General features: G+C 61.3%; 26 protein-coding genes. 12 read left to right on the forward strand and 14 right to left on the reverse strand.

Going from position 1 to position 26,614, the window contains the following annotated elements; all coding sequences use genetic code 11:
• Positions 1-5: 5 nt before the first annotated feature.
• From CGLY_RS10750 to CGLY_RS10785, 8 genes are all read right to left on the reverse strand, one after another.
• Complete coding sequence (locus CGLY_RS10750) at positions 6-752, reverse strand: vWA domain-containing protein (RefSeq protein WP_038552633.1); 747 nt, start codon at positions 750-752, stop codon at positions 6-8.
• The gene (locus CGLY_RS10755) at positions 742-1,881 is read right to left on the reverse strand and encodes an ATP-binding protein (protein WP_038549323.1); all 1,140 of its coding nucleotides are present in this window, start codon (positions 1,879-1,881) and stop codon (positions 742-744) included. Before CGLY_RS10755 ends, CGLY_RS10750 begins: the two co-directional genes overlap by 11 nt.
• Complete coding sequence (catC, locus tag CGLY_RS10760; protein ID WP_038549325.1) at positions 1,878-2,186, reverse strand: muconolactone Delta-isomerase; 309 nt, start codon at positions 2,184-2,186, stop codon at positions 1,878-1,880. Before catC ends, CGLY_RS10755 begins: the two co-directional genes overlap by 4 nt.
• 33 nt (positions 2,187-2,219) lie before the next feature.
• Complete coding sequence (locus CGLY_RS10765) at positions 2,220-3,317, reverse strand: muconate/chloromuconate family cycloisomerase (RefSeq protein WP_265101946.1); 1,098 nt, start codon at positions 3,315-3,317, stop codon at positions 2,220-2,222.
• Positions 3,318-3,351: 34 nt separating this feature from the next.
• Positions 3,352-4,203 (reverse strand): catechol 1,2-dioxygenase, encoded by an 852-nt coding sequence (catA, locus tag CGLY_RS10770; protein ID WP_038549328.1) that lies wholly within the window; start codon positions 4,201-4,203, stop codon positions 3,352-3,354.
• A gap of 269 nt (positions 4,204-4,472) precedes the next feature.
• The gene (locus CGLY_RS10775) at positions 4,473-5,387 is read right to left on the reverse strand and encodes a dioxygenase family protein (RefSeq protein ID WP_038549331.1); all 915 of its coding nucleotides are present in this window, start codon (positions 5,385-5,387) and stop codon (positions 4,473-4,475) included.
• A 5-nt stretch (positions 5,388-5,392) separates the two neighbouring features.
• Positions 5,393-6,490 (reverse strand): maleylacetate reductase, encoded by a 1,098-nt coding sequence (locus CGLY_RS10780; protein ID WP_038549333.1) that lies wholly within the window; start codon positions 6,488-6,490, stop codon positions 5,393-5,395.
• A gap of 157 nt (positions 6,491-6,647) precedes the next feature.
• Positions 6,648-8,144, reverse strand: a complete 1,497-nt coding sequence (locus tag CGLY_RS10785) for an ATP-binding protein (RefSeq protein ID WP_038552636.1) — start codon at positions 8,142-8,144, stop codon at positions 6,648-6,650.
• Between the two features lie 161 nt (positions 8,145-8,305).
• Here CGLY_RS10785 and CGLY_RS10790 point away from each other — a divergent pair, with 161 nt between their 5' ends.
• The 6 genes from CGLY_RS10790 to CGLY_RS10815 are packed head-to-tail and all read left to right on the forward strand — an operon-like array spanning position 8,306 to position 13,502.
• Positions 8,306-9,478, forward strand: a complete 1,173-nt coding sequence (locus CGLY_RS10790; RefSeq protein WP_038549336.1) for an acyl-CoA dehydrogenase family protein — start codon at positions 8,306-8,308, stop codon at positions 9,476-9,478.
• 32 nt (positions 9,479-9,510) lie between these two features.
• Complete coding sequence (locus tag CGLY_RS10795) at positions 9,511-9,873, forward strand: hypothetical protein (protein WP_038549338.1); 363 nt, start codon at positions 9,511-9,513, stop codon at positions 9,871-9,873.
• Between the two features lie 24 nt (positions 9,874-9,897).
• Positions 9,898-11,220 (forward strand): aromatic ring-hydroxylating oxygenase subunit alpha, encoded by a 1,323-nt coding sequence (locus CGLY_RS10800; protein WP_052540050.1) that lies wholly within the window; start codon positions 9,898-9,900, stop codon positions 11,218-11,220.
• Positions 11,183-11,731: an aromatic-ring-hydroxylating dioxygenase subunit beta gene (locus CGLY_RS10805; protein ID WP_227590247.1), complete on the forward strand. Its 549-nt coding sequence runs from the start codon at positions 11,183-11,185 to the stop codon at positions 11,729-11,731. Before CGLY_RS10800 ends, CGLY_RS10805 begins: the two co-directional genes overlap by 38 nt.
• 17 nt (positions 11,732-11,748) lie before the next feature.
• Positions 11,749-12,510: an SDR family NAD(P)-dependent oxidoreductase gene (locus CGLY_RS10810; RefSeq protein ID WP_038549349.1), complete on the forward strand. Its 762-nt coding sequence runs from the start codon at positions 11,749-11,751 to the stop codon at positions 12,508-12,510.
• Between the two features lie 41 nt (positions 12,511-12,551).
• Entirely contained in the window at positions 12,552-13,502 is a 951-nt protein-coding gene (locus CGLY_RS10815) for a PDR/VanB family oxidoreductase (protein WP_038549351.1), read from the forward strand.
• Positions 13,503-13,611: 109 nt separating this feature from the next.
• Here CGLY_RS10815 and CGLY_RS10820 read toward each other — a convergent pair whose 3' ends face one another.
• The 3 genes from CGLY_RS10820 to CGLY_RS10830 are packed head-to-tail and all read right to left on the reverse strand — an operon-like array spanning position 13,612 to position 15,853.
• Positions 13,612-14,226, reverse strand: a complete 615-nt coding sequence (locus CGLY_RS10820) for a response regulator transcription factor (RefSeq protein WP_038552643.1) — start codon at positions 14,224-14,226, stop codon at positions 13,612-13,614.
• On the reverse strand, positions 14,226-14,468 hold the full coding sequence (locus CGLY_RS10825; RefSeq protein ID WP_227590248.1) for a hypothetical protein: 243 nt from the start codon (positions 14,466-14,468) through the stop codon (positions 14,226-14,228). Before CGLY_RS10825 ends, CGLY_RS10820 begins: the two co-directional genes overlap by 1 nt.
• Positions 14,469-14,515: 47 nt before the next feature.
• Positions 14,516-15,853, reverse strand: a complete 1,338-nt coding sequence (locus CGLY_RS10830; RefSeq protein ID WP_038549356.1) for an amidase — start codon at positions 15,851-15,853, stop codon at positions 14,516-14,518.
• A gap of 360 nt (positions 15,854-16,213) precedes the next feature.
• Between CGLY_RS10830 and CGLY_RS10835 the strand changes: the two genes are divergently transcribed.
• From CGLY_RS10835 to CGLY_RS10860, 6 genes are all read left to right on the forward strand, one after another.
• The gene (locus tag CGLY_RS10835) at positions 16,214-17,389 is read left to right on the forward strand and encodes a flavin reductase family protein (RefSeq protein WP_038549358.1); all 1,176 of its coding nucleotides are present in this window, start codon (positions 16,214-16,216) and stop codon (positions 17,387-17,389) included.
• Positions 17,390-17,441: 52 nt separating this feature from the next.
• Entirely contained in the window at positions 17,442-18,002 is a 561-nt protein-coding gene (locus CGLY_RS10840; protein ID WP_038549360.1) for a nuclear transport factor 2 family protein, read from the forward strand.
• A 238-nt stretch (positions 18,003-18,240) separates the two neighbouring features.
• A complete protein-coding gene (gene dctP / locus CGLY_RS10845) occupies positions 18,241-19,224 on the forward strand; it encodes a TRAP transporter substrate-binding protein DctP (protein ID WP_227590249.1) in 984 nt (327 codons plus the stop codon).
• On the forward strand, positions 19,221-19,850 hold the full coding sequence (locus CGLY_RS10850; protein WP_081803881.1) for a TRAP transporter small permease subunit: 630 nt from the start codon (positions 19,221-19,223) through the stop codon (positions 19,848-19,850). Before dctP ends, CGLY_RS10850 begins: the two co-directional genes overlap by 4 nt.
• A gap of 3 nt (positions 19,851-19,853) precedes the next feature.
• Entirely contained in the window at positions 19,854-21,185 is a 1,332-nt protein-coding gene (locus tag CGLY_RS10855) for a TRAP transporter large permease subunit (RefSeq protein WP_038549365.1), read from the forward strand.
• A gap of 101 nt (positions 21,186-21,286) precedes the next feature.
• On the forward strand, positions 21,287-22,417 hold the full coding sequence (locus tag CGLY_RS10860; protein ID WP_038549367.1) for a class II histone deacetylase: 1,131 nt from the start codon (positions 21,287-21,289) through the stop codon (positions 22,415-22,417).
• A 7-nt stretch (positions 22,418-22,424) separates the two neighbouring features.
• On the opposite strand, the gene CGLY_RS17800 is transcribed toward CGLY_RS10860, so the two are convergent.
• The 3 genes from CGLY_RS17800 to CGLY_RS10875 form a co-directional block, all read right to left on the reverse strand.
• On the reverse strand, positions 22,425-23,375 hold the full coding sequence (locus tag CGLY_RS17800; protein WP_227590250.1) for a helix-turn-helix transcriptional regulator: 951 nt from the start codon (positions 23,373-23,375) through the stop codon (positions 22,425-22,427).
• A 14-nt stretch (positions 23,376-23,389) separates the two neighbouring features.
• On the reverse strand, positions 23,390-24,553 hold the full coding sequence (locus CGLY_RS10870) for an MFS transporter (RefSeq protein WP_038549368.1): 1,164 nt from the start codon (positions 24,551-24,553) through the stop codon (positions 23,390-23,392).
• Between the two features lie 68 nt (positions 24,554-24,621).
• Positions 24,622-26,181 carry a GMC family oxidoreductase gene (locus tag CGLY_RS10875; protein ID WP_052540052.1) on the reverse strand — a complete coding sequence of 520 codons (1,560 nt, stop codon included), beginning with the start codon at positions 26,179-26,181 and terminating at the stop codon, positions 24,622-24,624.
• Between the last annotated feature and the right edge of the window lie 433 nt (positions 26,182-26,614).

A 26,614-nucleotide genomic window follows, 5' to 3' on the forward strand; every position in this document is an offset into this window, starting at 1 on the left:
GTCGGTCACAGACGGACCTCGGACCGCAGGGTGCCAGAGTTCATCTCCGACAGTCTGACACATGGTCCGTCGAGCTGTTCTGCCAGCGAGTACGCCAGCTCTCTCCTCACCTTCATCCTGCCCTCACAGTCGATGACGAGGTTTCCTGACAACCCGGCACGCACGATACGTCGGCACGCCGTCGCCAGTCCCGGGGTCCCGGCGTCGGACGTGTCTTCACCATCCGTCATCACCACCAGTAGTGCCCTACGCCCAGGTTCGCGCCGGTGCTCACGCTCGAGAAGGTCCAGGGCCATCAACAGCCCCTCCGCCAGAGGGGTTCGTCCCCCGACAGGCATCTCGTCCAGCCGACGCCGGGCAGTATCCACTGAACTGGTCGGAGGAAGAACCAGTGTCGGGTTTCCACCGTTGACGGCAATAACCGCGACCTTATCCCGGCGCTGGTAGGCATCGGTCAGCATCGAGGTCACCGCGCCAGTAACCGCGCGGACTCGGGAGCGGGCGGACATCGACCCTGACGTATCCACGACGAATACGATGAGGTTGGACTCACGTCCCCTGCGCAGCGACCCCCTCAGGTCTTCGGCACGAACAGCGACGAGACCATCGGTCACGGCTGCGCCTCGGTCAGCGGCAGCCATGACCGTGCCAACCAGGTTCACCCCGTGGCCTCCCTTGACCGGACGAATGTCGGCACCATGAGAAGTATGTGCCAGCGAACGGCGCCCGCTAGGCGCATCCTCATGCCCTATACGGTCCAGCCGAAACACCCGCGGATCGAAAGGGTTCGCCGGAACCGGCGGTACCTGCCTTCCCGGTCGACTGCGGACGTGCCTGTGAAGCACCCTGCATCGCTTGTTCATCGGACGGTTTTTCACTGTCGACCAGCACCTCAGCCCCGGTCTCCTCATCAGCGGATTCGCTCGCCGGTCCTCCGGTCTCATTGTCCTCGAAGAACCGTCGTGCCTCCTCGAGGGTTTCGCGTACTTCCCGCTCCTCCATGTCCGGAGCCTCGAATGGCTGCCGGCGTCGACGATGCGGCAGAGCAAGCCGAGCTGCCACGTCGATATCGGCATCGAGCACTCGCCGCCGTCCCTCCCACGCTGCATGAGCGACGGCGGTGCGGCTGATCACTAGGTCTGCGCGCATTCCGTCGACCTCGATCCTGGAGCACAACCAGGCGATGTGGTTCAGCACCGCATCCGGCAGAACAACCTCCCTGACCAGTCGACGTGCCCGGTCAATCCGCTCCGCGATCCGGAGATCGTCTCCCTCCCATTCAGCCACCATAGCGTGAGGGGCGTCCTCGAACGCGAGACGACGGCGAATGATCTCCACCCTGGTCTCCGGACGCGTCGACGCTGCGACGTCCACGGCCAATCCGAAGCGGTCGAGCAACTGGGGCCGCAACTCTCCCTCCTCCGGATTCATCGTGCCGACGAGGACGAAACTTGCCGGCGAGCTGTGGGAGATTCCGTCGCGTTCGACTGTGACACGTCCGGTAGCCGCAGCATCCAGCAGCGCGTCCACGAGGTGATCCGCCAACAGATTCACCTCATCGACATAGAGAACCCCGCCATCAGCCTGTGCCAGCAGCCCTGGACGGTATTCAGCCCGTCCGGTGGTCAGGACGGTCTCCATGTCGAGAGAGCCGACGACCCGGTCTTCCGTGGCTCCGACCGGGAGGTTCACCAGGGGGGCGTCACCCAACAGTGACGCAAAGGCGCGGACCGTCGTCGTTTTCGCGGTCCCCTTTTCCCCTCTGACGACCACACCACCGATACGCGGTGAGATTGCGGTGAGAATCAGGGAGAGCCGTAGGTCGTCCTGCCCGACGACGGCAGAGAACGGAAACAGTGGTTGTGGTGTGTCAGCCGTCATTCGTTCGCCGTCCCAGATACCCCAGGCGAGATGTCCGAAGGATGATGCGCCAGTGCAGTGACACTGCAGGACATGTGGCGGAACAAGGGGAGGTTCCACAGGATCTCATGAAGCTCGTCGGCATCCTCGACCTCGAACACCGAGTAGTTCGAGTACTCCCCCGCAACTCGCCAGATATTGCGCCACACCCCCCTACGCTGTAGGTCCTGAGAATACTCCTTCTCGCGAGCGATGGTGTCCGCCGCGACATCAGGGTCGAGGTCGTACGGGATTGAGACGTCCATACGGACGAGGAACAGGGCCATGGTCGGCCTCCTTGGTGTAGTCGGTGGTGTTTCTCATTCGCGGGTGAAGTGGTTGATTGCTGCCCAATCCGGGTCGAGTCCGAGTCCGGGCCCCTCGGGGAGGGTGAGGCGCCCGTCGGCGTACTCCAGCGCGGTGGTGGTGTAGGACTCCCGCAGCAGCATCGGCCCGAACAGCTCGGTTCCCCAGCTGACAGCGGCTACCGCGCAGGCGAAGTGCAGCGACGCGGCGGTACCGAAAGGCCCCTCGAGACTGGTGGCGCCGTGACAGGCCAACCCTGCAGCCTCCGCCACCGCGGCGGTCTTCAACGACTCACGCAGCCCACCGAGTTTCGTGGTCTTCAGCGCGATGACATCGGCAGCCTCCGCACGCACGACAGCCAGGGCGTCCGCCGGGGAGCACACGGACTCATCGGCCATGACCGGTACACCGGTCCGTCGGGTGATCTCACGGAGAGTAGCCAGGTCATGCGCAGGAGTGGGCTGCTCGAACAGGTCGAAGCCGGCGTCGGCCAGCCGCGGCAGGTGTGTCAGAGCCGTCATCCGGTCCCATCGGGCGTTGACGTCGATCCGCAGCGACACCTTGTGGCCGACCTCACCGGCGAGCCCGACGAGACGGTCGACATCACGGGCCGGGTCACCAGCACCCATCTTCAGCTTGAAGCTGCGGTGGCCGTGGGAGGCGATCCGCTCCTCGATCTCGGCGACGGCGGCCTCCACAGGCAAGACACCGAGCGCCCAGGTGACGTCGACACTGTCACGAAACCGGCCACCGAGGAGGTCACGGACGGGCACACCCAAGGTCCGTGCCCACGCATCGTGCATAGCGACGTCACAGGCCGCCTTCGCGAACCGTGCATTGGCCACGACCTTCTCCATATCGGCGAGGACGCCGGCGAGTTCATCGACCCGCCGACCGACCATGACCGGGGCAAGGTAACGGTCCACCAGGGGCTTCATCGTCTCCACCGACTCGCCACCCCACCACGGACCTCCGGGGACCACCCCCTCGCCCAGACCGGTCACCCCGTCGGCCGTGGTGACGCTGACCAGAAGAATGGACTGCTCGGTGGCGGTCGTGGTGGCAAACCCGTGCGGCCGGATCAACGGCACGTCGAGGATGCGTGTGTCCACCCGCTCAATGGTCAGACCCGCCGTCGTCACTGTGTCAGTCCTCCTTGTCGAGGGCGAAGCTGTAGTCGACGACGTTGTTGTCTCCCTCGGTCTTCGGATCCAGCAGAAGCTCCGGCTTTACTGCCGTGGCGACATCGTTCTCAATCCACTTCCCGCCCTTGAAATACAGCTGTGTGGTGATCTCACGGTAACCGGGGTGGGTGACGCGCAGGTGCAGGTGCGCCGGACGCCACGGGTGGCCGCCGTAGGACTCGACGAACCAGCCGGTCGGTCCGTCATGCGGAATCATGTACGGAGCCGGCTGGAGGGTCTTGATCTCGTACCGTCCCTCCTCATCGGCAACGATCGTGCCTCGGAGATTCCACTCCGGGATATCGGGCGCGAACTGCGAATAGTAGCCGTCCTCATCGGCGTGCCACAGTTCGAGGTGGGCTCCTGCCAGGCCGTTGCCGTCAATGTCGGTGACCTGGCCCCGGAAAATCAATGGAGTCGCGGCCTTGTCCTTGTCCCGCATCGGCATCTCACAGTGGGAGGGAAGTTCCGGAGCATCGGGAACGTAGTACGGACCCTCGATCGAACCTTTCGTGCCGGTGTACGCGTGCCGGTTGTAGTTGATCTCTTCGATGTCATGCTCGAGGAAAACATCAAGCCACAGCGGCCACTCCCCGTACTCGCCGACATCGATCATCCACTGTTTGACAACCCGGTACTCGTCGTATGTCACCTCGTGCTTTCGTGCGACATCACCGATGGCGCCGAGAAGGTCCTTGTAGATCGCGTTTGCACGCTCCCTGGACGTGTCAGCACTGACCCGGTTCTTCTTGAATTTATCGGTCGCGGCATTTCCGGAACCGTGGGCGGTGGGATTGTCTGTACCCGTAGTCATGGTCTCTCCTCATGGTGGTGCGGCTGCGATTGGAACAATTTCCACTGTGGTCCGCGACACATCGCCAGTCAATGAAAGAAAAACACTCCCCCCGGATACCGGGCGTCCCGTGACAGCATCGGAAAGAAGAGAAATAGCAGTTCAACCACTACTGTTCGGTAAGAATCTTCCCCCACTGCAGAAAAACCCCCGCGAGCGATCTACGAGAATCACTCACGGGAGTAAAGATTTCCCCACCCCTGTACCCGATACCCCGGCCGGATGCGACACTAGGTAATTTCTTCTGGCGCGAGAACAATGTCGAATCGCGCGCGGCTCCATTCCTGTCCGTCCAGTCTCCGCCCGTCGGGGGTGGGAGTTTCCGGAGACTGCTTCCGGAAAGGCTTGATCAGCGAGTCCTTCACCCCGAAGACCGAATCACCGATCTCCAGCTGTGGGTCCCCCTCCACGAAGATATGGGTCACAAGAGTCCGCAGTCCCGGCGCTGTGACCATAAAATGCAGGTGTGCCGCACGCACCGGGGACCGTCCGACCGCGCTGAGCATCTTCCCCACCGGGCCGTCATAGGGGATCGGGTAGGGCACCGGTGTGAGCCCCCAGAACCGGAAGGCCCCGTCTTCGTCACTGTAGAGGCAGGCGCGTCCGGCGGTACGACCGTCGCCGTACTGCACGTCGTACATACCGTCCTCGTCGCATTCCCACACCTCGATCCGGGCGCCAGGTACCGGTCTGCCGTCCGTGTCGGTGACCGTGCCTTCGACCCACGCAGGCTCGCCTACAGCACCGGCTGCGATGTCGCCGCCGAGAGGTACCTCCGGAGCATCGTCGACAAAGAATGGGCCGAACACGGTAGCTTCCGTTGCGTTCCGGTACGCCTCGTTGTTGACGGCGATCGTCTGCATCGAAACACCGAGTGTGTCGGACAGCAGGATGAATTCCTGGCGGGTGTCATCCGTGATGTGTCCGACAGCGGTGAGGAAGTCAATGGCGTACTTCCACTCGTCTTCACTCAACCGGACCTCACGGATGAACGAGTGAAGATGCCGGACCACCCCTTCCATGATCTCGCGTAGCCGCGGATCGGTGCAGCCGGAGAATGAGTCGAGAACCCGACGGAGCACATCCTCCTCCACCTCAACCTGGCGGTTGGGGGCGCTCCCAGGGGTCGTTTCAGATGTAGTCATGATCGTCACTCCTCGGTAAACGTGTCTCGGGGGTCGCTACCGTCCAAGGCTGCATGGAGGAGCCTGGTCAGCGCCATCTCGCTCACCGGACGGGGATTCCCTTCCGGAACGTGCTGTTGAATGATGTCCACCGCTGTAGGTATGTCCGAGCGCCTGAACCCGTAGTCAGCCAGCCTCTGCGGGGCAGAGATCCGCTCTCTCAACTCGGCGAGCCCCGCAGACGCATCGCATCCTCCCAGAGCTTGTGCGATCCGCGCTTCTGCGGCAGGGGCGTACGGCGCGTTGAATTCCAGCACATAAGGCAAAACCGTGGCGTGGGTCTGCGCATGGGGCAGGTCGAATGTTCCTCCAAGTACGTGGCAGATCTTGTGGTGGAGACCGGATCCCGCAGACGCGAAGGCAACGGCGGACAGATAGGCGCCATAAAGGACCCGGTCCCTCCCGGTGACGGACCCCGGCTCGTCGACGAGCAACGGCAAGCCTTCGCCGAGCACACGGATCCCCTCCACGGCCATGGCGGCATTGATCGGGTCCGCCCGGGGTGCCCAGAGCGAATCCACACAGTGGGCTAGACCGTTAAGACCGGAGGCCACCGACATGTCGACGGGAAGCGACAACGTCAGCCGGGCGTCGTATATCACCGTCACCGGCAGTACCGAATCGTCCACACCGGTGGTCTTGCGCTTACCTTCGGTCAAGCCCCACACGTTCGTCGCCTCGGAACCTGCGTAGGTGGTCGGGACGGCAACGACACGTTGCCCACCGGTCAGTGCGACAGCTTTCGCCAGCCCCGTGGTGGAGCCGCCACCGATACAAACGAGGAGGTCTGCCTCCACCTCACGTGCCACAGCGCGTGCGGCCTCCGCCGTCTCCACAGGAACATGCATCGCAACATCGGTGTGCCATACAGCCACGTCGACCTCTGCAGCCACCTCTTCAGCGAGCGACCGCTCCCTCTCCGACACGATGACCATGATTCTTCTGGCCTTCAGGCGGGCAACTTCGTCGGCAAGATTCGACCGCGCCCGCCCGAAGCCGAACAACACCCTCTGCCCCAACGTCACATGATCGAATACGAGCGAGGTCTTGTTGTCCTGCGGCATCCTGGTCTCCTTAGGCCTGTTGATCTGGCTCCCACTGTGACCCCCGGGGTCACGCGCCACAACAACACACCAAGCCATCTTTAGCGGATACAGAGAAACCCCCACCCCTGGATGTGTATGCGGTACGCCGGGGAATCGACCAGATCTCACGGAGGGCTCAAGGGGAACTCAACGGGAAGCTGATACGGACAGCCGTCCCGCGTGGGTCGTTGGACTCGTAGGTGATGTTCCCCCCGTGCCGTTGGACGATGTGCTCACAAATCACCAGCCCTATACCCGAACCGTCACTCTTCGACGAGAAAGCGCCCGCGGCAAGCATGTCCGCCGGTGCCCGCGACATTCCTCTCCCCCTGTCGCGGACGACAACTGACGCAGCGTCGTCCGTCATTTCTGTCGAGACGACCATGTACTTCTCCTCGGTCGTCGGCAGCGCGATCTCGTCGATAGCGTTCACACAGATGTTGATGATGACCTGCCCTATCAATACGCTTTCGCCGACAATCGTGGGCCGCCCGGCGCACAGGTCGGTGATCACCTCGACACCTTTGTCCTCGGCGCGCAGTCTCACGAAGTAGAGGCTCTCCTCCACCGCGTCGTTGAGGTCGACAACAGTACTGACGTTCTCGATACGGCGGACATACTTCTTCACCGATGTCACAATGTCGGACACCCGCTCCAACTGCGACCGTGCCTGTCCCAGACCGTACTCAAGATCCTCCGACTCACGGTGGCTCACCCTGAGGCGACGCCGCACCCCATCGAGGTAGTTCGTGGCCGCCGCAATCGGCTGCCCCAGATCGTGAGCGAGGATCATCGCCATATCCCCCATGGCGTTGTACCGGCTCATGTACTGCAGGTTCTTCTCCTGGTACGCATTCCGTCGCTCCCACTCAACCTTGCTCGAGATGTCTCTGACGGTGAGAACCCGGATACAGCTTCCGTCTAGGACGACGTTATCGAGAATGCCGGCCAGCCAGCGCACTTCACCGGAGTCACTGGAAACCTTCATCCGCACGGTCACCGCACCGTCCGGCTTGCTCATTTCCGCCACGATGAACATGTCGTCCAGCGGAGTATCGATGTCAGCCAGTTCATCGAGACGCTGCCCGAGCATCTCCTCCACCGACGAGCCCAGCAGCTTCGCGGCGAACGGGGACACATCCTCCACCCGGTAGTCACGGTCGAGCAACATCATCCCGGATGAGGTGTGCAGCATGAGCCGATCCAGTGAATCCTCCACCCATTTACTCGAGTCCGGAACCACATCAGCCTCGTGCAGCACCCGAAACTCGACGAGAATGACGTCCGCGGGGCCGTCGTCGTCAGCCCCCGTGCCAGGAAGTGTGACAAGCGTGGCGACAGCGTCTGTCATGAATTCGTCTCCGTCACGATTAGCGTACTTCCAGAGTCTCTTGTTGCTGCCGTAGACCACCGCCGCCTGCAGCCACGCCGTGCCCATCGAGCGCCGGTAACGCGGATCCTGTGAGCTCATGTGATGCGCCTTCAGCGAGCGAAGTTCCTCTACCGTGTAGCCGAACTCCTCACATGCTGTCCGGTTCGCCCAGAGGATACTCTTCGACTTCGCATCGTGGACCAGCCATCCATTAGACGAACTGTCCGCCAGAAGCCGGAAGCTCTCCGCATCGAATTCCATGGTGACCACTATAGGTCTGCTGGAAAGTACCTGGAAGACCAGGAGAACCGGCAGGGAATAAGGATTCCTGTACCCGGGGCACGGGATTTCCCAATAGTCAGGGAGCACAGCAGAAACATAACGTCGGACGTGAATAATTCACCGAGACTTCTGGAGGACTAGTGCTACTCGACCGAGTTCGATTCACCACCAAGGCGGCTCCGGCGGGTCAGGCCCGGCAGGCTGCGTTCGACCACGCGCTGTCAGTCCTCCATGAGCGTAAGGACGAGTTCACTCAGCTCGGACATGTCCCCAAGGATTATATCGATCTCCTGGTGGAGGCTGGACTGTACCGTGCATCGACGCCAGCGACGTTCGGCGGTGAGCCCCAGCCCCCCGCGGATTTCATGCGCGATATCGAAAAGATATCCACCATCGACCCCTCTACCGGTTGGGTAGCCAGCTTCGGGTCGGCGCTGACGTATTTCTCCGCGCTACCCCGAGGGACGCAGGAAGAACTGTATGGGAAAAGCGTCGACATCGTTTTCGCCGGCGGCATGTTCCCGATGATAGAAGCGGAGCGGGTCGACGGTGGTTGGATCGCCAACGGGACCTGGTTCTTCGCTTCAGGGTGCAAGGGTGCCGATATTCTGGGGATCGGCCTACGTGGTGGACCGGAGACCGCAGGACGCCCGCTGACGGCACTCGTCCATCCGGAGGACGTCGAGATCGTCGAAAACTGGGACGTGGCGGGTATGAAATCCACCGGATCGCACAACGTCCGAGTCACCGACCTGTTCATCCCGGACGAGCTGACCTTCATCCGTGGAGGCGCACCGACGATCGATGAACCTCTGACCCGTTATCCTGCACTCGCCTACGCCGCCCAGGTCCTGGCGGTGACCGCACTGGGCGCTGGCCGGGGTGCACTGGACTTTGTCCGGGACACCGGCTCGGCGAATGCATCGGTCACCGGTGGCCCCGCCAAGGGAAACCGCCCGGTCTACAAACTCGGACTCGCACACGCCGAAGCTGAGCTTCGCGCCGCGCGAGCCCTCTTCTACGAAACCACGGACACCGTCTGGAACAAGGCCGTCGCCGATGAGGTCATCACCGTCGAGGATCAGGCTCTGCTCCGGATCGCCGCCTCCCATGCTGCCCAGATGGGGCGAAAGGCAGTGATGACGGCTTTCGACCTCGCTGGGACCGGAGCCATCTTCAATGGGCACCCATTGCAACGTTTCCTGCAGGACGGGCTCGTCCCTGCCCAGCACGCGATGCTCCAGGAGAACACCTTCGAGGCCGGAGGGGCCCTCCTTCTGGGGCTGGAATCGACGATCCCCAGCTTCCCGTGACTTTTTCCCACAACCTACCGAGAAGAGTAACCATGTCAGATTCACCACTGCGCACACTGTTCTGCGTCGGAAACAACCAGAACTTCTTCGATCTCCCGAAAGACGACATCGGCAAGGTCTGGGTCGCCACCCAGACGTTCCTGACCCAGCTCCGGGACATGGACGGAATCGAGATCATCGGGACATTCGATGACGACGCCCACATGGTCGGCCCGTCCACGGGGTGGCCCTGGACGTTCTACATCCTGGCCGACGTCCGGGACCAGCCGACGGTGAAAGATGCCTGCAATCTGCTGAGAACCGTCAGAGTCGAGGAACACGCCCTGTGGCGTTACTTCACTATCGAAGCCCGTATGGGCAGGGAATTGACCATCCGCGATGATGTCACGCTCTGACACCCCTTGAGAGAGGACGGAACCATGACTATCCCTACAAAAATCCCGAGCCGTTCGCAAAACAATTTCTCCGACCTTGTCGACGACGACCGCGTGGCGGGACAGCTCTACACCGATCCCGAGATTTTCCGGGAAGAGATGAAGAAGATCTTCTACCGCACCTGGGTCTGGGTCGCGCACGAAAGTGAAATCCCCGAGTCGGGCTCATTCAAGACCACCTGGGTAGGCGACCAGCCGGTGATTGTCAACCGTGACCGCAAGGGAAACTTCAACACCTTGCTCAACCGGTGCAGGCACCGGGGTGCCACCGTCTGCGATCAGCGCAGCGGCAAGGCCAACGGCTTCACCTGCCCCTATCACAACTGGTCATACACCCATGACGGACGTCTGCGCGGTATCCCCTACCCCGACGGTTACGAAGGGTTAATCGACAAGAAAGACTTCGGGCTGCAGAAGCTTCGCACCGAAAGTTACCTCGGAATGATCTTCGCCACCTTCAACGACGATGTTGAACCTCTCGAAGACTATCTGGGCGATGCGAAGATCTGGATGGACCGCTTCTTCAAGCAGACCAACGGTTTTCCCTGCAAGGTCATCGGCACCCATAAATTCCGGTTCAAGGGCAACTGGAAGATCCAGTTGGAGAACACCACGGACGGCTATCATTTCCCGATGGTGCACAAGTCATGGATGGCCTCCGTAGATTCTGAAACGGCCGACATGATGTCCTTCATGGACGACCCGGCTGCGGAAACCCACGCACTCGGCCATGGCCACAGCGTGAGTGTCATGGCCACCGCCCACATGGACCTGGACGACGATGACGGGACCGAGGAGATTCAGCCGCGGTTCAACCACATCGTCAAGGAACTCGAAGAGACCGGGGAAAGCCCGGAGAGAATTCGACGCTATATGCGCTCGATGCACGGCTGCGGCTTCAACCTGAACATGTTCCCCAACATCGCCATGTCATCAGCTTTCTTCCGAGTACTTATCCCCATCTCCGTCGATGAGACGGAGATCTGGCACATGGCTCTGGGTATGGACGGGGGGCCGGAATCAGTCAACCGCGAGCGGCTCAGAATCCATGAGCACTTCCAGGGCCCATTCGGATTCGGCAGTCCGGACGACTCCGAAGGGTGGGACCGCGTCCAGATCGGAGCGGGTGGAAACCCGTCAATGCCGATCATGATCAATCGTGGACTCGGTCGCGAATACACCACTGACAACGAGAACTGGCCGACCTCACACGTCACCGATGAAACGGGCATGCGTGAGGCCTACTACATGTGGAAGAGGATGATGAGCAGTGACGACACAGACAACACAGACAACGCAGACGTCTGACAGCGCGGTGCGCCCGATGTCCCCCTTTCTCTCTGATACCCGGGTTCAGAGAGCGATCGAACTGATCTGGTACGAAGCCGCACTTCTCGACCGTAAGGACTACCCCGCCTGGGAACAACAGTTCACCGAGGACGGGTACTACATCGTCCCGGTCGACCCGGAGACGGAAGACTTCGAGAACTCGCTGAACATGATCTACGACGACGCACGCATGCGGCATCTCCGGGTCGAACGTCTCATCCAAGGATTCTCCCCCAGTGCGGTCGCAGCGGCGACAACCGTCCGTACTGTGTCACGGTTCGAGGTCCTGGAGCTGTCGGACAGCGAGATCGTGGTTCGGTCAGCGCAGATCATCACGGCGCACAAGCGTAACGAGACCCGCAACCTGGGCGCCGAGCTGACCCACCGTATCCGGCTCACTCCCGACGGCGGCACTGACCTCATCATTCAGAAAGTCGCCCGTCTCATCGACAGCCAGGACGCCATCGGCGCCGCCGGCTTCCTGATCTAGAAAGGTCCGTGGCAGATATGACTGACAGCCCACACCAACAGCAGCCTGGGATCGCCCTGGTCACTGGCGCAGCCGGTGGACTCGGTAGTTTCATCACACGCCGCCTCCATGCCGACGGCCACAAGGTGGTCGTGACAGGTCGCAACATGGAGAAGGCGGCAGCACTCGCGGAGGAACTCTCCTCCGACGGTTCCACCGCGATCGCGGTGGAGCTGGATGTCTCCAGGAAAGAAGGATTCACCAACGCTCTCGACCGCGTCACCGACCACTGGGGAACCCCGTCCATTCTTGTCAACAATGCTGCTGTCACCCGCGCCGCCAATGCTCTCGAGCTGGACACCGACGAGTTCGATGAAGTGCTCACGACGAATGTCAACAGCATCTTCTTTGGGTGCCAGGTCTTCGGCCCCGCCATGGCAGAGGAGGGGTACGGACGCATCGTCAATCAGGCGTCCCTTGCGGGCCAAAACGGGGGAACAGCGACCGGCGCACACTACGCCGCGTCCAAAGGCGCGATACTCACGACGACGAAGATCTTCGCCAAAGAGTTCGCCAATGCCGGGGTCACCGTCAACGCCATCTCGCCGGGGCCTCATGATGTCTCGATCGTCCATGACACCGTCGGTGACCGGATGGACCAGGTCGTCGAGGGGATTCCGGTGGGGCGGCTCGGCAGTCCCGACTTCATCGCCGACACCGTGTCGCTTCTGACGCAACCGAACGCCTATTTCGTCACCGGTGCCTGTTGGGACATCAACGGGGGCCTGTACCTCCGGTAGGAAATCTCCGTTTCACCGCACTATCACGACAGGGAAGAACAATGGGACTCAAGGAAGTCGTCGTGGCCGACATCGTCCACGAGACGCCGACCATCATCTCCATCTACCTGAGCATGCCGGACGGCACGCCCATCGGGCATTACACGCCCGGGGCGCACATTGACGTCGAAGGGCCGACCGCCATCACGCGGCAGTACTCACTGTGTGGTCGGCCGGACGGTGACGACGCTTACGTGGTAGCGGTAAAACGGGAGGACGATTCCCGAGGCGGATCCGCAGCGCTGCACACTCTCAAGGTCGGGGACCGGCTCAAGATCTCTGAACCTCGCAACCTCATCGGGTTGGCAGGGGAGGCGACGCACCACATCCTCATCGCAGGGGGCATCGGTATCACACCCATGCACAGCTTGGCCCGTTACATGGATGTCCGTGACATCAGCTTCGAACTCCACTACTTTGCCTCATCCGAAGAGGATGCGGCGTTCCTCCCGATCCTGCAGGAGAAGTGCCCGGAGAAGCTTCACGCCCATCTGGGAATCAGCAGGGATGCCCAGACCGGAATCCTGGAACAGCTGCGCGACGATGCGCCGGACGGGAGCCATGTCTATCTGTGTGGGCCGCAGGGATTCATGGACAAAGTTACGGGCATCGTCTCACAGAGATTCAACGACACTGAGATCCACTTCGAGAACTTCCATGCCGGGGATCAGGTGGATGAGTCGGAGAACACGACCTTCGTCGTTGAACTCGAAGGCGAGGAATATGACATTCCCGTGGACCGCAGCATCGTGGACGTCCTCAACGACAATGGCGCTGAGATCGACACGTCCTGCCGAGAAGGAATCTGCGGCACCTGCATCATGGAGGTTCTTGAGGGCGTCCCCGATCACCGGGACAATGTGCTGACCCCGTCGGAGCGCGAGGCAAACGAGACGATGGCGGTATGCATCTCCCGGTCGAAGTCGCCAAAACTCGTTCTCGACTACTTCTGACCCCGGCCTCCCGATGCCTGCAGCATACCGCGGCTCCCGCGGCGGCGCCGCGGCGGCGCCGCGGGGTTCGTCGCAGGGTTCGTCGCAGGGTTTCCGGACGCCAGGTGTCTTACAGCGGGGTCCCGTACCGCAGAATGTCGCGGACGAAGGTGCCGATGCTGTCGGCACCGGTCTTCATCTTGATGCGTGTGCGGTGGACGTCGACCGTCTTGACGCTCATTCCGAGACGTCGACCGATCGACTTGCTCGGCAGGCCCTCGACAACCATGGCCAGAACCTCTTTCTCACGGGGTGTGAGCATCTCTACCTTCTGGGAGACATCGGTCATACTCCGGTAGCGGTTGAACTCCTTCTCCGCGTTCTCCACCCCCAACTGGACAGCATCGAGCAGTTTCTGAGGATCGTAGGGTTTCTCCAGGAAGTCCTGCGCCCCCGCCTTGATCGTGTCCACCGACATACGGATATCCCCGTGCGCCGACACGAAGATGATCGAAACATATGGGGCGATATCGGCGAGCTTCTCCTGCAGGCGAGGGCCGCTCATCTCCGGCATCCGAACGTCGAGGATGATACATGCCGGACGGGTCCGGTCGAATCGGCCGAGAAACTCGGCGGCACTGTGGCACACGATGCTGTCGATACAGGCACTGTCCAACAACCATGCGACGGAGTCGCAGAGGCCTGGATCGTCGTCAACGATGTAGACGACCGGCGAGCTGTCCATCAGTCCCACGCTGCTTCTGCAGTCCAGTAATGCATGCCGAACTCACTGACATGATGTTCCCAAGGGGTGGTGCGTACCAGGTCAGGCTCTTCTCGACGGACCGAGGCGTCCGCGGCTTCGGGCCCGTCTGCCTCCACGGTCCAGTGCACCCAGTTGACTTCGCGCCCGAGTTCGTCGTGGACGAACAGGTCGACGTGATGCCAGCCGTAGGTGAACTCGTCTCCGTAGCAGGTGAGGAACATTCTGTAGTGGTTAACCGGGCGTGGACGGATCAGAGTATCGGGTGTGACTACCATTTCATCTCCTTGAGAGCGGGGGTGCCGTCAGTGTCGCTGTACGAGGGAAGATCCCGGAGCAGCGGTTCCAAGACTGCCCCGAGTTGCAGGAGCAAGCCCTCGCTTCCTCGGGGACCGATGATCTGTATCCCCAACGGCATTCCTGTACCGGTACGTGCACCAGGGACGGTGAGCACGGGAAGTCCGAGCAGTTGCCATGGACGGCTTAATTCCGGGGAGCCGGTCCCGGTGGACATTGCCGGGGCCGGCCCCTTGGCGGCAGGGCCGATGATCACGCCCGTCTCTCCGAGGCAACGACTCAACGCGGTCAGGGAAACGTCCCGGCGGAACAACGCGTCGGTGAGCTCCCGCTCACCGACATCGTCGCCGTCATCGAACAACTGGCGGAGCTGAGCACTCACCTTCGTCCTCGACGGCCCCAACCGCGCTCCCAATCCTGCAGCCGCCTCATAGGCCATGACCGTCTTGTGGTCGTCAACCAGAGTCCGGATATGATCATCCCAGTTCAGGGCGGTAGATTCGATGTTGAGCTCGTCAAGTAACCCGGGGACGGCCCGGAGGAGTTGCATCATGGTGCTGTCCAGGTTGAGCATCCCAGACCCCTCCCACAGGAAAACTGTGGTGTCCGATACGTCCGCTACGTTGAGGCTCTCGGGTTTCGTGCCGTCCGCCACCCCGTTGAAGAAGGCGTGGTGGACGAAAGACAGGTCATCGACAGTACGCGCCAAAAAGCCCAGTGAGTCCAATGTGTCGCTCAGACCGGTGACCCCGGCGAGGGATGTCGTTCCCTGAGTGAGAACCAGGCCTGCAGCTCCACAAAAGGACGCCGGCCGGGTCAACGATCCTGCGGTCTGCGTCCCGAGGGCAAAAGGGATTGTTCCTGCACCGACCGAGGCCGCAGAGCCACTCGATGACCCTCCCGGTGTCGCTTGATCGTTGAACGGGTTCGTCGTCGGTCCGGGCGAAAAGTAGCCGTACTCTGTGGTCACGGTCTTACCTTGTATCGTCGCACCGAGGTCCCTCAGACGTGCGACGCAGTCGGCGTCCCGGACCTTCGGCCTAACATCAGAAACCGGTGTCCCACAGCGGGTCGGATATCCCCGCACATCGATGATGTCCTTAACCCCCACTGACAGCCCGGCCAGCGGGCCGTCGACTGGGACGGCACCAGGCTCATCGAGATCTGAGAGCTCGACCCACGCCTTCAGGCGAGGTTCATATCTCGTGATTTCCCGGCGGTGCTGGTCGGCGCTGTCCCTGGCCGTGACATGACCGTCGTTGACGGCCCTCACCCGGTGCTCCACCGACTGCAAACGGTGCGCGAGCGTCATGCTGGTTCCTTCCTCCGAAGATCTGTCTCCGTGACAGCGTCACTCGTCAACAACAGACTGTGATGCCAATCACTCATGGATCTTGTGGAACACAAGATTATTACACTCACCCATGCGACGCCTACTTTTAGAGCGTAAAGGTAACCCTGACATAAATAGAAAGGCTACCCTTGCCTTATTTATATCAGAATTCATTGTTCGCCTACCGGCACTTTGCCTTCATCGGGAGATCGACAAGATAAAGGTTTCCCGCGTGGTGCCGTAAGTCCACCCTGCCCTAGCTTTATGTCGTAACCGGAAAACAACTCTCCACGGGACCGCTGAAATATAGCCGGAGACCGCGACAAAGGAGTAACCGACATGAGCGATCACCCCGTCTCCACACAATTCGATCCCCGAACGTTCAGGAATGCCATGGGCCATTACCCCACTGGTGTCGCAGTCGTTACAGGACGGGCCCCCGACGGAGAACTTCTCGCTATGGTTGTCGGAACATTCTCATCAGTGTCACTTGACCCGCCACTGGTATCTTTCATGCCTATGAAGGCATCGAAGACGTTCAAGAAAATGCAGCAGTGCTCCTCATTGTGCATCAACATTTTCGGAGGCGAACAGGAGTCCGAGATGCTGTCCATCGCACAGCGATGGCAGAACAAGCTTGACGGTATCGACTGGTACCCATCCCCCGGCGGTGACCCCATTCTCCGGAACTCCATCGCCTGGATTGACACCACCATCTCAGAAACAATCGAGGCGGGCGACCACTGGATCGTCCTGTGTCGAGTCCACGACCTGGAAGTCACCAATCCGGTCGCTCCCCTCCTGTTCTTCCAGGGGGGATATGGGAGTTTCGTCGGGTCCACCATGATGGGACGGCTACGTCACGACTCGCTTCCCGCGATCCACGCCGCTCACGGTGCCGACAACGAGCTCGAGACACTCGCTGAATCAATCGGTTGCGAGGTCATCGTCTATGCAGCGTTGAGCGAGGACGAGTTCGCAACAGTCTATTCGGCGCTGGGCCCGGGGGTATCCCCCGAGCACCGTTTCGCCAGCCGGGTACCGATCGTGCCACCCATCGGCGACACATATCTCTTCGACAAGCCCCAGGAGGTCCGCGACCGGTGGCTCGCCAAGCTCGGCGACCCACCCGACGAGGTACGCAGGAATCACTGCCGCCGCCTGGAGATGCTGAACGACAAGGGATACGTCATCTCCCACCTGCCCGAGGAAGGCAGTGCTGCGTATGAGCAGATGATCGAGGCAACGAAAGAGTACCTCAAAGGCCCCCTGACCCCGTTCGCGGAAAGAACGATACGCGAACTGATCGGGAGCACCACCGTGGACTACACCCACAGAGAGATCACTGCCGGGGAACGCTACAACGTCGGTTCCATCGTCTTTCCTGTCCGTGACCCCGCCGGGGAACACACGATGACCCTCCGCCTGGCCCAGCTTCCCCAGGGCGTCGACGGAGCGACTGTCACGGACTGGATAGCCCATGCGCAGGCTGTTGTCCGAAGCATCGAGGACTGAATGCCAGTCCTTTTCACGGATCCCACCACGAAGTCACCCAAGGAGTTCCACCATGCAGGAAAACACCCACGCGACCATCGAAAGGCTCGCCGCCCGCATCGACGTTCTGGAGGCCGAAGCTGACATTCGCCGCGTACAGGCGCGCTACATGATGCTGTGCGACACCCCGTGTCCCGTCTACCCCCCAGTGAGCGACCCGGAGCGCATCGAACTCGTCCTCGATCTCTACACCGACGATGCGGTGTGGGAAGGAGTCGGCGAATACTACACCGGCCAGTTCGGACGAGCAGAGGGCAAAGACGCGATCAGGGCTCACTTCAACCGGTTCTGGCCCGAGAACCAGGACCCCAAGCTCATCCTCAACGCACACTATCTGACCTCGGAGCAGATATCTGTCAACGGCGACGAAGCCGAAGGCGCCTGGATTCACATGCAGCCATGGTTGTTCTCTGACGGCCATGCCCTCCTTCGTTCCAGCCGACTCAATAACGCGTTCCGTAAAGAAGGCGGCACATGGAAGGTCACGCGGACGCGCACCGAGAATGTTTTCATCTCGGACCTCCCCGATAATTTTGCCGGGAGCTACCCTTCACAGTCAGTACTCTTCAAGTAAAAAGTTCGTTACATCTGGCGGCGGTCCGTGATATCACGGGCCGCCGCTTCACCGTAAGGAAAGTTCCTATATCGCAGTGCACTGATAGCCCCATAGCATAAACCGCACCACAGACTCCGATGACACCACTGCAGGAGGCAGGATGCTCGGCACACTAAGAAAAAGACTGTTGGCAATACTTCTCGTCCCACTTCTCGTGGCTGGCTGTTCGACTGCTGCTGATGAGGACAACGGTGATGTGACGATCACCCTCGCCAGCGGTTTCGCGAAGAATCATTCAAATAATGAGGGCGTCTTCATGTTCATCGACCGCCTGAAAGAGTCCGCCCCCTGGATCACCATCGATTTCAAGGGCGGTCCGGAAGTCATGGCCCCAAACCTCCTCATTGAAGGAGTTTCTGCCGGAGTATTCGACATGGGGATCATGCCCGGGGACTACTACGTCGACCAGGTCCCGGCGATGGAGCTTGCCCGATTCACGCCATTCACTCCGATGGAAGAACGCGACAACGGTGTCGTCGAGATCTACGACGAGATCCACCGCGAGCAGCTCGGCGTCACCTATCTCGGACGCGCAGTCGCCGGCATGCCACAGGTGATCCTGAGTCGGGACAACATAGATGGTCTAGACCTCCGGGGAGGGTCGTACCGGACCTCGTCAGCAACCTCCGGCATGGTCAGTCGTATGAACGGGGTACCCGTCGACCTACCGGGCGGAGAGGTCTACACCGCACTGGAACGCAACGTCGTCTCTGGCGCCACCTGGGCATCCGTCGGGCCCTCGAGCCTTGGTCTCGAGGGAGTAGTCAACCATGATCTCGCTCCCCGCTTCTACGAATCAGTCGCCAATCTCCTGATGAACGACCGCGCATGGGACCGTCTCGATTCGCGGACCCAACACGCGTTGACGGAAACACTGGCGGAAACGGAGCCCGACATCTTCGCTCACTACCTTGACCGAACGGTGGAAGAGACACAGCAATGGCATGACGCCGGGGTTCAGGAGACACGCCTGAACGAAGAGGACTCCGAAGCCCTGCTCAAACTCGCCTATGTCGACGGCTGGGAGGACCTCGACTGGGATCGAATCCTCACGACGTCCCCGGCCGCTGCGGATCTGCGGGAAGCCTACGATGTCCCGCTCGAAGGACGTGGCTACGACCGCGTCCCCGGAGGCGCCTTCGTTTCAGATACCGAGGAGCTTCAGGAGGACATGCAATGAGTTCGACAACTCCCCACACCGATGGCCGGTTTTCCCCGGCCGACAGCGCCGAGGAAGTGCTCGAGGCACTGCCGGACACCGTCAACGACACCACCGATATTTCCGCCCGGACCTGGTTGCCGGAGCGCCTCCTCGAATATCTCGGCGCCATCGTGATCCTGGTCCTGACCGTATTCATCGCCGTCACCGTCGTGATGCGCTTCACCGGCCACGGGGTCCTCGGCGCAGTCGAACTGTCCGCGTTGGCGATGGTACTGATCACCGTCCTCGTTATCCCGGCCGCGACCGCTGCCGACGATAACTTCAAAGTCGAGATTCTCGACATGTTCAACCGGCCGGTTCTCGTCGTCATCGGTCAACTCATCGGCGCGGTTGTGCAGCTCGTCGTGGCGCTGTTCCTGACCTTCAGCGCGCTGGAACTCCTCATCAATGACTGGACCACAAAAACAACCATGGCGGGCGAGCTGGCGCTCCACCGGTATTGGCTGTCTCTGGCCGTCTTCGTTGGCTTCGCGGTCATGCTGCACGCCACGGTCTTCTACCTCATCCGATCGATCAGAACGATCCGGGCACGGGTACGGAAGCCCACCGACCAATCCACCGCATCGAAACGAGAGGAGGGGTAGATCATGGAATGGTATATCTTTCTTCCCGTCTACATCCTGGCACTGATCCTCGTTCTGTTCCTGCGCATTCCCGTCGCTTTCGGCATCTTCGCGGTCGGAATCGTCGCATCACTCCTGATCTTCGGTGACATCGAGGTTACTTCGCGCCTGCTCAGCCTGAGCGTGATCAGCTCGGTCAACAGTTTCACATTCACCGCGATCCCACTGTTCATCCTCATGGGCGATGTACTGTTCCGCGCGCGGATCGCGCAGGATGCCATCGTCGAAATCGCCAAACTTCTCCGACGCGTCCCCGGGCGCCTTCCCATGGTGGCGGTTGCCGGCGGTAGTGCTTTCGGCATTCTCTCCGGTTCCTCGCTGGCGAACACGGCACTCCTCAGCCGTACGCTGCTCCCGCAGATGAAATCGGCAGGATATGAGACCCGACTCTCCGCAGGCTCGATCCTCGCCGCAGGCGGTTTGGCGATGGTGTTTCCACCGAGTGCGCTCGCCATCCTCTGGGGTGGTGTCGCCAACGTCTCCATCGGTCCGCTCCTCATCGCAGGAATCGTACCTGGCATCCTCATGGCACTCGGGTACGTGACCATTGTCCTGTGGAAGAGCAGGAAAGCCGCAGTCGGTGACTCGTCGCCGGATGCCGCACAGAATCTGCCCCCGCGTCGCACCGGCGCCGAAATCCTCCGAGGCTTTCTCAGCAATCTCCTGCTACCCGGCATCATCGCGGTCACCGTGCTTATGGTGATCTTCACGGGAATTGCAACTCCCACAGAAGCCGCGGCCTTCGGCGCTCTCGCTTCGATCATCCTCGCCTTCGCCACCGGTAGGTTCTCCGTCAAGGAACTCCTGGGGGCTGGCGTCGGAAGCATCCGCATCACGGGGACGATCTTCATCCTCGTCATGGCGTCCACCCTGTATGCCCAGATCATGGCTTACATGGGCGCCACTGCCGGCCTCGTTGCGTGGGTCTCGAGCAGCATTGCCAACGGCGCCTTGATGATCTTCCTGATTGTCGCTCTGCTGGTGATTCTGTCGTGTTTCATCGACCAGGCGTCGATCATGCTGATCACCGCACCGCTGCTCATGCCGATCGTGACACAGTTCGGTTGGGATCCCGTATGGTTCTCGATCATCGTGCTCGTGACCCTGCAGATCGGCAATATTTCGCCGCCGTTCGGAATGGGGCTCTTCGTCATGAAGTCCACGGCGCCCTGGTTGCCACTGTTCACGATCTACCGCGCAGCCGTCCCGTGGATCGTCTCAGACCTCGTCGTCGTCCTCGTTCTCTGCTTGTTGCCCTGGTTGGTCACCTTCCTTCCCCAACTCATGGCGGGCTGACCGGAATACCGTAGTTTTCCGGTACAGCGTTAGTTTCTCCAGGAAATACAGTGGGACCGTCTCCCCCACCCCCATGACACCACCAGATTCGGAGAACCACCATGGCATCACAACGACGAGTCGGATACCTCTGGGACACCCTCTACGGATGGGTGGATAGCGGTAGCGGCGGCTTCACACCGGCCGACCCTTCCCTCGGGCTCCAACCCATCAGTCACCACATCGCTCATGCAGACACCAAGCGACGGTTCCATGAAGCTGTCCAGGTCTCACCGCTGGCTGACGTCCTGTCACCACTGAAAGCCGGGCTGGCTCAGGAAGACGACCTCCTCCGCGTCCATACCACCGAGCATGTGGAGTGGATCCGCTCCCAGTCGGACAACGTGAAGGGCGGCGACGCCGGCGACGGTGCCAGCCCACTCGGACGAGGGGGGTACGACATCGCACGCCGGGCTTCAGGTGGAGCGATCGAAGCCGTGCGCGCCGTGGTGAACGGCGACGTTGACACTGCCTACGCACTCATCAACCCACCCGGGCACCATGCCGAGCGGGCGCGGGGAATGGGTTTCTGTCTGTTCAACAACGTCTCCGTCGCCACCGCATATGCACGCGATGTCCTCGGGCTCTCGCGTGTGGCGATCGTCGACTGGGATGTACATCACGGCAACGGCACACAGGACATCTGGTGGGAGGACCCCAGCGTCCTCACCATCTCGTTGCACCAGGACCGGTGCTTCCCACCGGAATCGGGCTTCCGGGAAGACAACGGAGTGGGCGCCGGAGGGGGTGCCGCCCTCAACATCCCCCTCCCCCCAGGCAGCGGCAACGCCGTCTACGAGCGCGCCATGCGGGATGTCGTCATCCCTGCACTCGAGGCGTTCCAGCCCGAACTCATCGTCGTCGCCAGCGGATTCGATGCGTCGGCCATGGATCCTCTCGCCCGGCAGATGGTCACTCAGCGGGGATTCAAAATGCTGACCCGCCTGCTTCTCGATGCAGCTGATTCGTTGTGTCAGGGCGACGTCGTCTTCATCCAGGAAGGCGGCTACAGCCCCTACTATGTTCCTGTCTGCGGTCTCGGAGTCCTCGAGGTCCTCACGGGAGTCGACACGGGATTCGGGGACCCGTACTCCCCTGTCCTGGATCCCCAGGGCGTCGATGATCTGTACGAACACCAACGCATCGAGGTCGCGGAGGCCCAGAAGCTGGTGAAGAACGTTCCCCGCCCCTGACTGCCGCTTACCCTGAGCCCCCTCGGATGATCTGTCCGAGGGGTGCTCTGTCTGGATGGGGTACGTACAGTCCTGCCCCGAGAGCGATGACCACGGCCTCGAGCCTGCTTGCCGCTCCCAGCTTCTGTCTGAGCGACCCCAGGTACGACTGGACGGTCCGACGGCTCAGATGAAGTCGTGACGCTATCTCCGCGTCAGCGGCGCCACAGCACAATGCACTGAGCACCTGCAGCTCTTGGCGTGTGAGTCCACGCATCGTCGCGGGATCGACGGGCCTCGCCACTATTCTCCCCGGCTGCGCCACATCGACGATGACGAATGACCCGTCGACCTCCCACAGGTGTCCGATGAATGCGAGAGGGCTCCGACAGAAGTCGCGGAGGTGTCTCGCAAAGTCCGGATCCGCCAACAACCGCTGTTCAGTGTCCGGACGACCCCCTCCACGCCAGGGCTCGTCGCTTCCTGGAAACATCGCGACAACGCTTCCGAACAATCCGGACACCGCGAGTGCCGCTTGTCGGGGAGCTCCCTCAAACGCTCTCGCCGTCCTGCTGGAGAAATGTGCCATTCCCACAGGTCCCTTGTCATGGTAAAGAACCAGGGACATCCCCTCCTCGAACCCTTCTTTGGCGAGATGCTCCCGGAACAGTCGGGACGACGTGAAGTCCCCTCCCACGCCGGAGGTGGAGATCGTCGGAGGAAGCGGGGCATCATCACTCACCTCATATGTGAAGCGACGAGCATCTTCAACCGGAAACATGTGAGCCAATGCCCACGCCGTGTTTGCCGAGTAGCCCATCCTGCACAGCTCCTCGGGTTTCAGGCCGTGGCCGATCCGCAGGATCTGCGCCGCATCATACGGGATGAGCGGGCGGAGGAGATGCAGGGATGTTGCCAGGTCAATGCGCAGTTTGTCTAGGTCGACCCTGTCGACCCTGTCGACCCTGTCTCTCTCCACGGTCGCTCCCCTCACTACATCTTCACGGTGCCGCCTCGGCGTCCACCGACCACGATACCCACGCAGGTGGCGAGGCATACCACCGCAAACACCGCGTATACACTGAACAACCTCGATGCTCCTCCTGCACCGAAGACAGCACCGCCGACGACCGGACCGAGAAACGAGCCCACGTATGCCATGGCATTGGTGATGGCGATGACGGTTCCACGGAGCGGTGCAGCTACATGGTTGGTTGCGGCGGCACTGATCAGGTTCTGGGTCGAATGACCACCGATCCCTAGCAGTGCAACGAACAGGGTCGCGGCTGCCATCGCTGTCGGGCCAGTCATCAACCCGACCAGTCCGATCACCGTCAACACCGCACAGACGACGGCGACACGGGCCGGACCGACCCGGTCACCGGCGGTCGCGGTAAACCACGACCCGATCACCGCCGCGCCGGTGAGGACGAAGGTCAGAGTGAGCGCCTGCGTCAAGGTGAATCCGCTGCTCCGCATCGCCTCAGCGAGCCAGGCGTTCAGGCCCAACCAGGTCACGAGATTGGTGACGCTGGCGAGCGCCACGAAAACCACGAGGACCCGGGTGGTCGGATGGAACAGCGCGGTGAGTCGACGGAAAGGCGCGAGCGTGGAGTTCCGCACCTCGTCAGGTTCCCGGATGTGGCCCAGCAGTGAGATGATCAGGATCACCAGTGTCAGGACTGCGCCAGCCCAGTAGTTGGACCGCCACCCCCAGTGGGGCATCAGGAAAATGCCGAACAACGACGCAAAAACACCACCGATCGGTACGCCGGCGGTTGTCAGTGTGATCACCAGGCTCGCCCGGTTCGTTGTCGCATGGTTGCGTGCCAGTGTCATCGCCGAGGTAAAAGCTGCCCCGATGCCGATACCGGTCACCACTCGAGCAATCCCGATAACCGCGGCATTCGGTGCGACGGCGACAAGAACCGAGCCGAGTGCGAACACCCCTACTGCCACCGACATCAGTCGGTGCCGTCCCCACCTGTCCGCGAGCGGGCCGCTGACCAGGATACCCGTCAAACCACCGGCATAGACGACACCGCCGATGAGACCGGTGGTCGCAGGGTCGATGGCCAGACCGGGGTCGTCCAGGAGAAGCGGGACCGTCACACCGAAGGTGATCAGGTTGTAACCCTCCATCACCACGACAACCATGCAAAGCACGATCACCGCCTTGCTCGACAAGGGTTGCTTGACACCCGTTGCGCCTGTTCGCGAGGTAATCACAGTGGTTCTCCGATCATGGTGGATGTGTGCTCCGCGCTGGTTGTGGAGTCGCGGATGATGAACTCCGCGGCACGTTCTCCGATGAGAATCGCTGCGGCATTCGTGTTTCCCGTCGTCACCAGGGGCATGACCGACGCATCTGCCACCCGGAGTCCGCCAAGACCGTGCACGGAGAGGCTCCTGGGATCAACGACGGAGGCTCGATCCACCCCCATTCGGCACGTTCCCACCTGGTGGTGATACGTACTGACATGCGACCGCACGTAGCGTTCGAGAGCCGAGTCCTCATCCGGAACGCTCTCGCCCGGGTAGATCTCGTGCGCACCCCAGGCCGCCAACGCATCCGTGCGTCCCATCAGCCGGCACTGTCGCACGGACGCGATGAGCGCACTGACGTCGACATCGTTGTCGAGTGCCGAGAGATCGATCAGGAGTTCATCTGTCAGGCCCGGCCCCGACAGCCGCACCGACCCCCTGGCGTGTGGACGAATCAATCCTGCCACCAGAGAGAATCCATTCTCCGGTCCAGCCATGTCGTCGAGATACATCGGGATGGAGAAATGAATCGGCTGAGTGTCCGGCACCGCGATATCCGGCCGGCTCCGCCAGAAATGATGTGTCTCCGCAACCCCTGTCGTCGACGCTGGGACCGGAGTCGACGTCGTGAAGACCACCGGAACCAGGAGGTGGTCCTGAAGGTTCCTTCCGACGCCGGGCAGGTCGAGCAGTGGGGCCACACCCACGGAGGTCAGCTCTCCCGACGGCCCGATACCGGACCGCAGCAGGATCGCGGGTGACCCCAACGCTCCCGCGGCCAGAATGGTCTCCACACCGTACAGAGTCTCCGACCGACCTTCACGGAGATACTCGATCCCGGTCACCGTCCCGTCCTCTGTGATCAGACGCTCCACCTCGGCACCGGTGATGACCGTGAGGTTCTCGTGGCCTAGGACCGGTTCAAGATAAGCGTGCCAGGTATTGAACCGTTTCCCGTCCCGGACATTCAACTGCATCCTCGAGATGCCCTCAGGGGCTCCGTCGTTGTAGTCCTCATCCAGCGGAAGGCCGATCTCCGTTCCCGCATGGAGGATGCTCTCCTGGATCGGGTTGACGTCGTACTCCTGAGCCACATCCAGGAGGCCGTCCCTTCCCCGCAGGTCTGAACCCGCTTTATCGAACTTCTCTATCTTCTGGAAAATGGGGAGGACGTCGGCCCAGCTCCACCCCGCGCACCCCAGGTAGGACCACGTGTCGTAGTCCGCCTCTGCCCCGCGACACCAGATCGTCCCGTTCAGCGCGTGCGATCCACCGGTGACTTTGCCGCGCGGCAGGTGTATTCGTCGCCCGTCACAGTGTTCCTGCGGGACCGTCTGAAAATCCCAGTCTTCAGGCCCGTGCCACAGCCCGACAGACGACCAGACATCCGCGATCAGCGGGTTTTCGTCGTACCCTCCAGCCTCCACAAGGGTCACAGGCTTACCGGCGTCAATGAGTCTGCGCGCGATAACGCTGCCCGCGGATCCTGCGCCGACGATGATGTACCCGGTTCTGTCCATGTTCTCCTGCGACTTCCGTATTCTCTGCGTCATGTGGCAGCTCTCTGTGGCACACACCACAACCCTTGTCTGAAGAACAATAATCAGTGGTCACGGCCCCGAGTTGTCCGAGAGCGCTACCCAATTGGCCTGGAGTGACAAGAGGGCGCCCATCCCCTGCACACCCGCCCCGGCATATCGCTGATCAGCGTAGTCATATGAACGTGGCCAAACTACGGTTGCGCACGGAGACAACAACGGACCAACCCCTGGGACACTCATCCTGAGATCCGCTCGCCTCAGAATAAATCTGACCATAGAACACCTTTCTAACTGGGGATATATCGATTCCATGTCGACGGAGGGACGGCAGATCAGACCAGCCCATGGCGACATCACACATAGTTTGTTAGACTTCACCAATCACATGTACATGCGTATGCATTAGACCGAA

Origin of the sequence: Corynebacterium glyciniphilum AJ 3170, from assembly GCF_000626675.1 — a bacterium.
In the GTDB taxonomy this organism is placed as follows: domain Bacteria; phylum Actinomycetota; class Actinomycetes; order Mycobacteriales; family Mycobacteriaceae; genus Corynebacterium; species Corynebacterium glyciniphilum.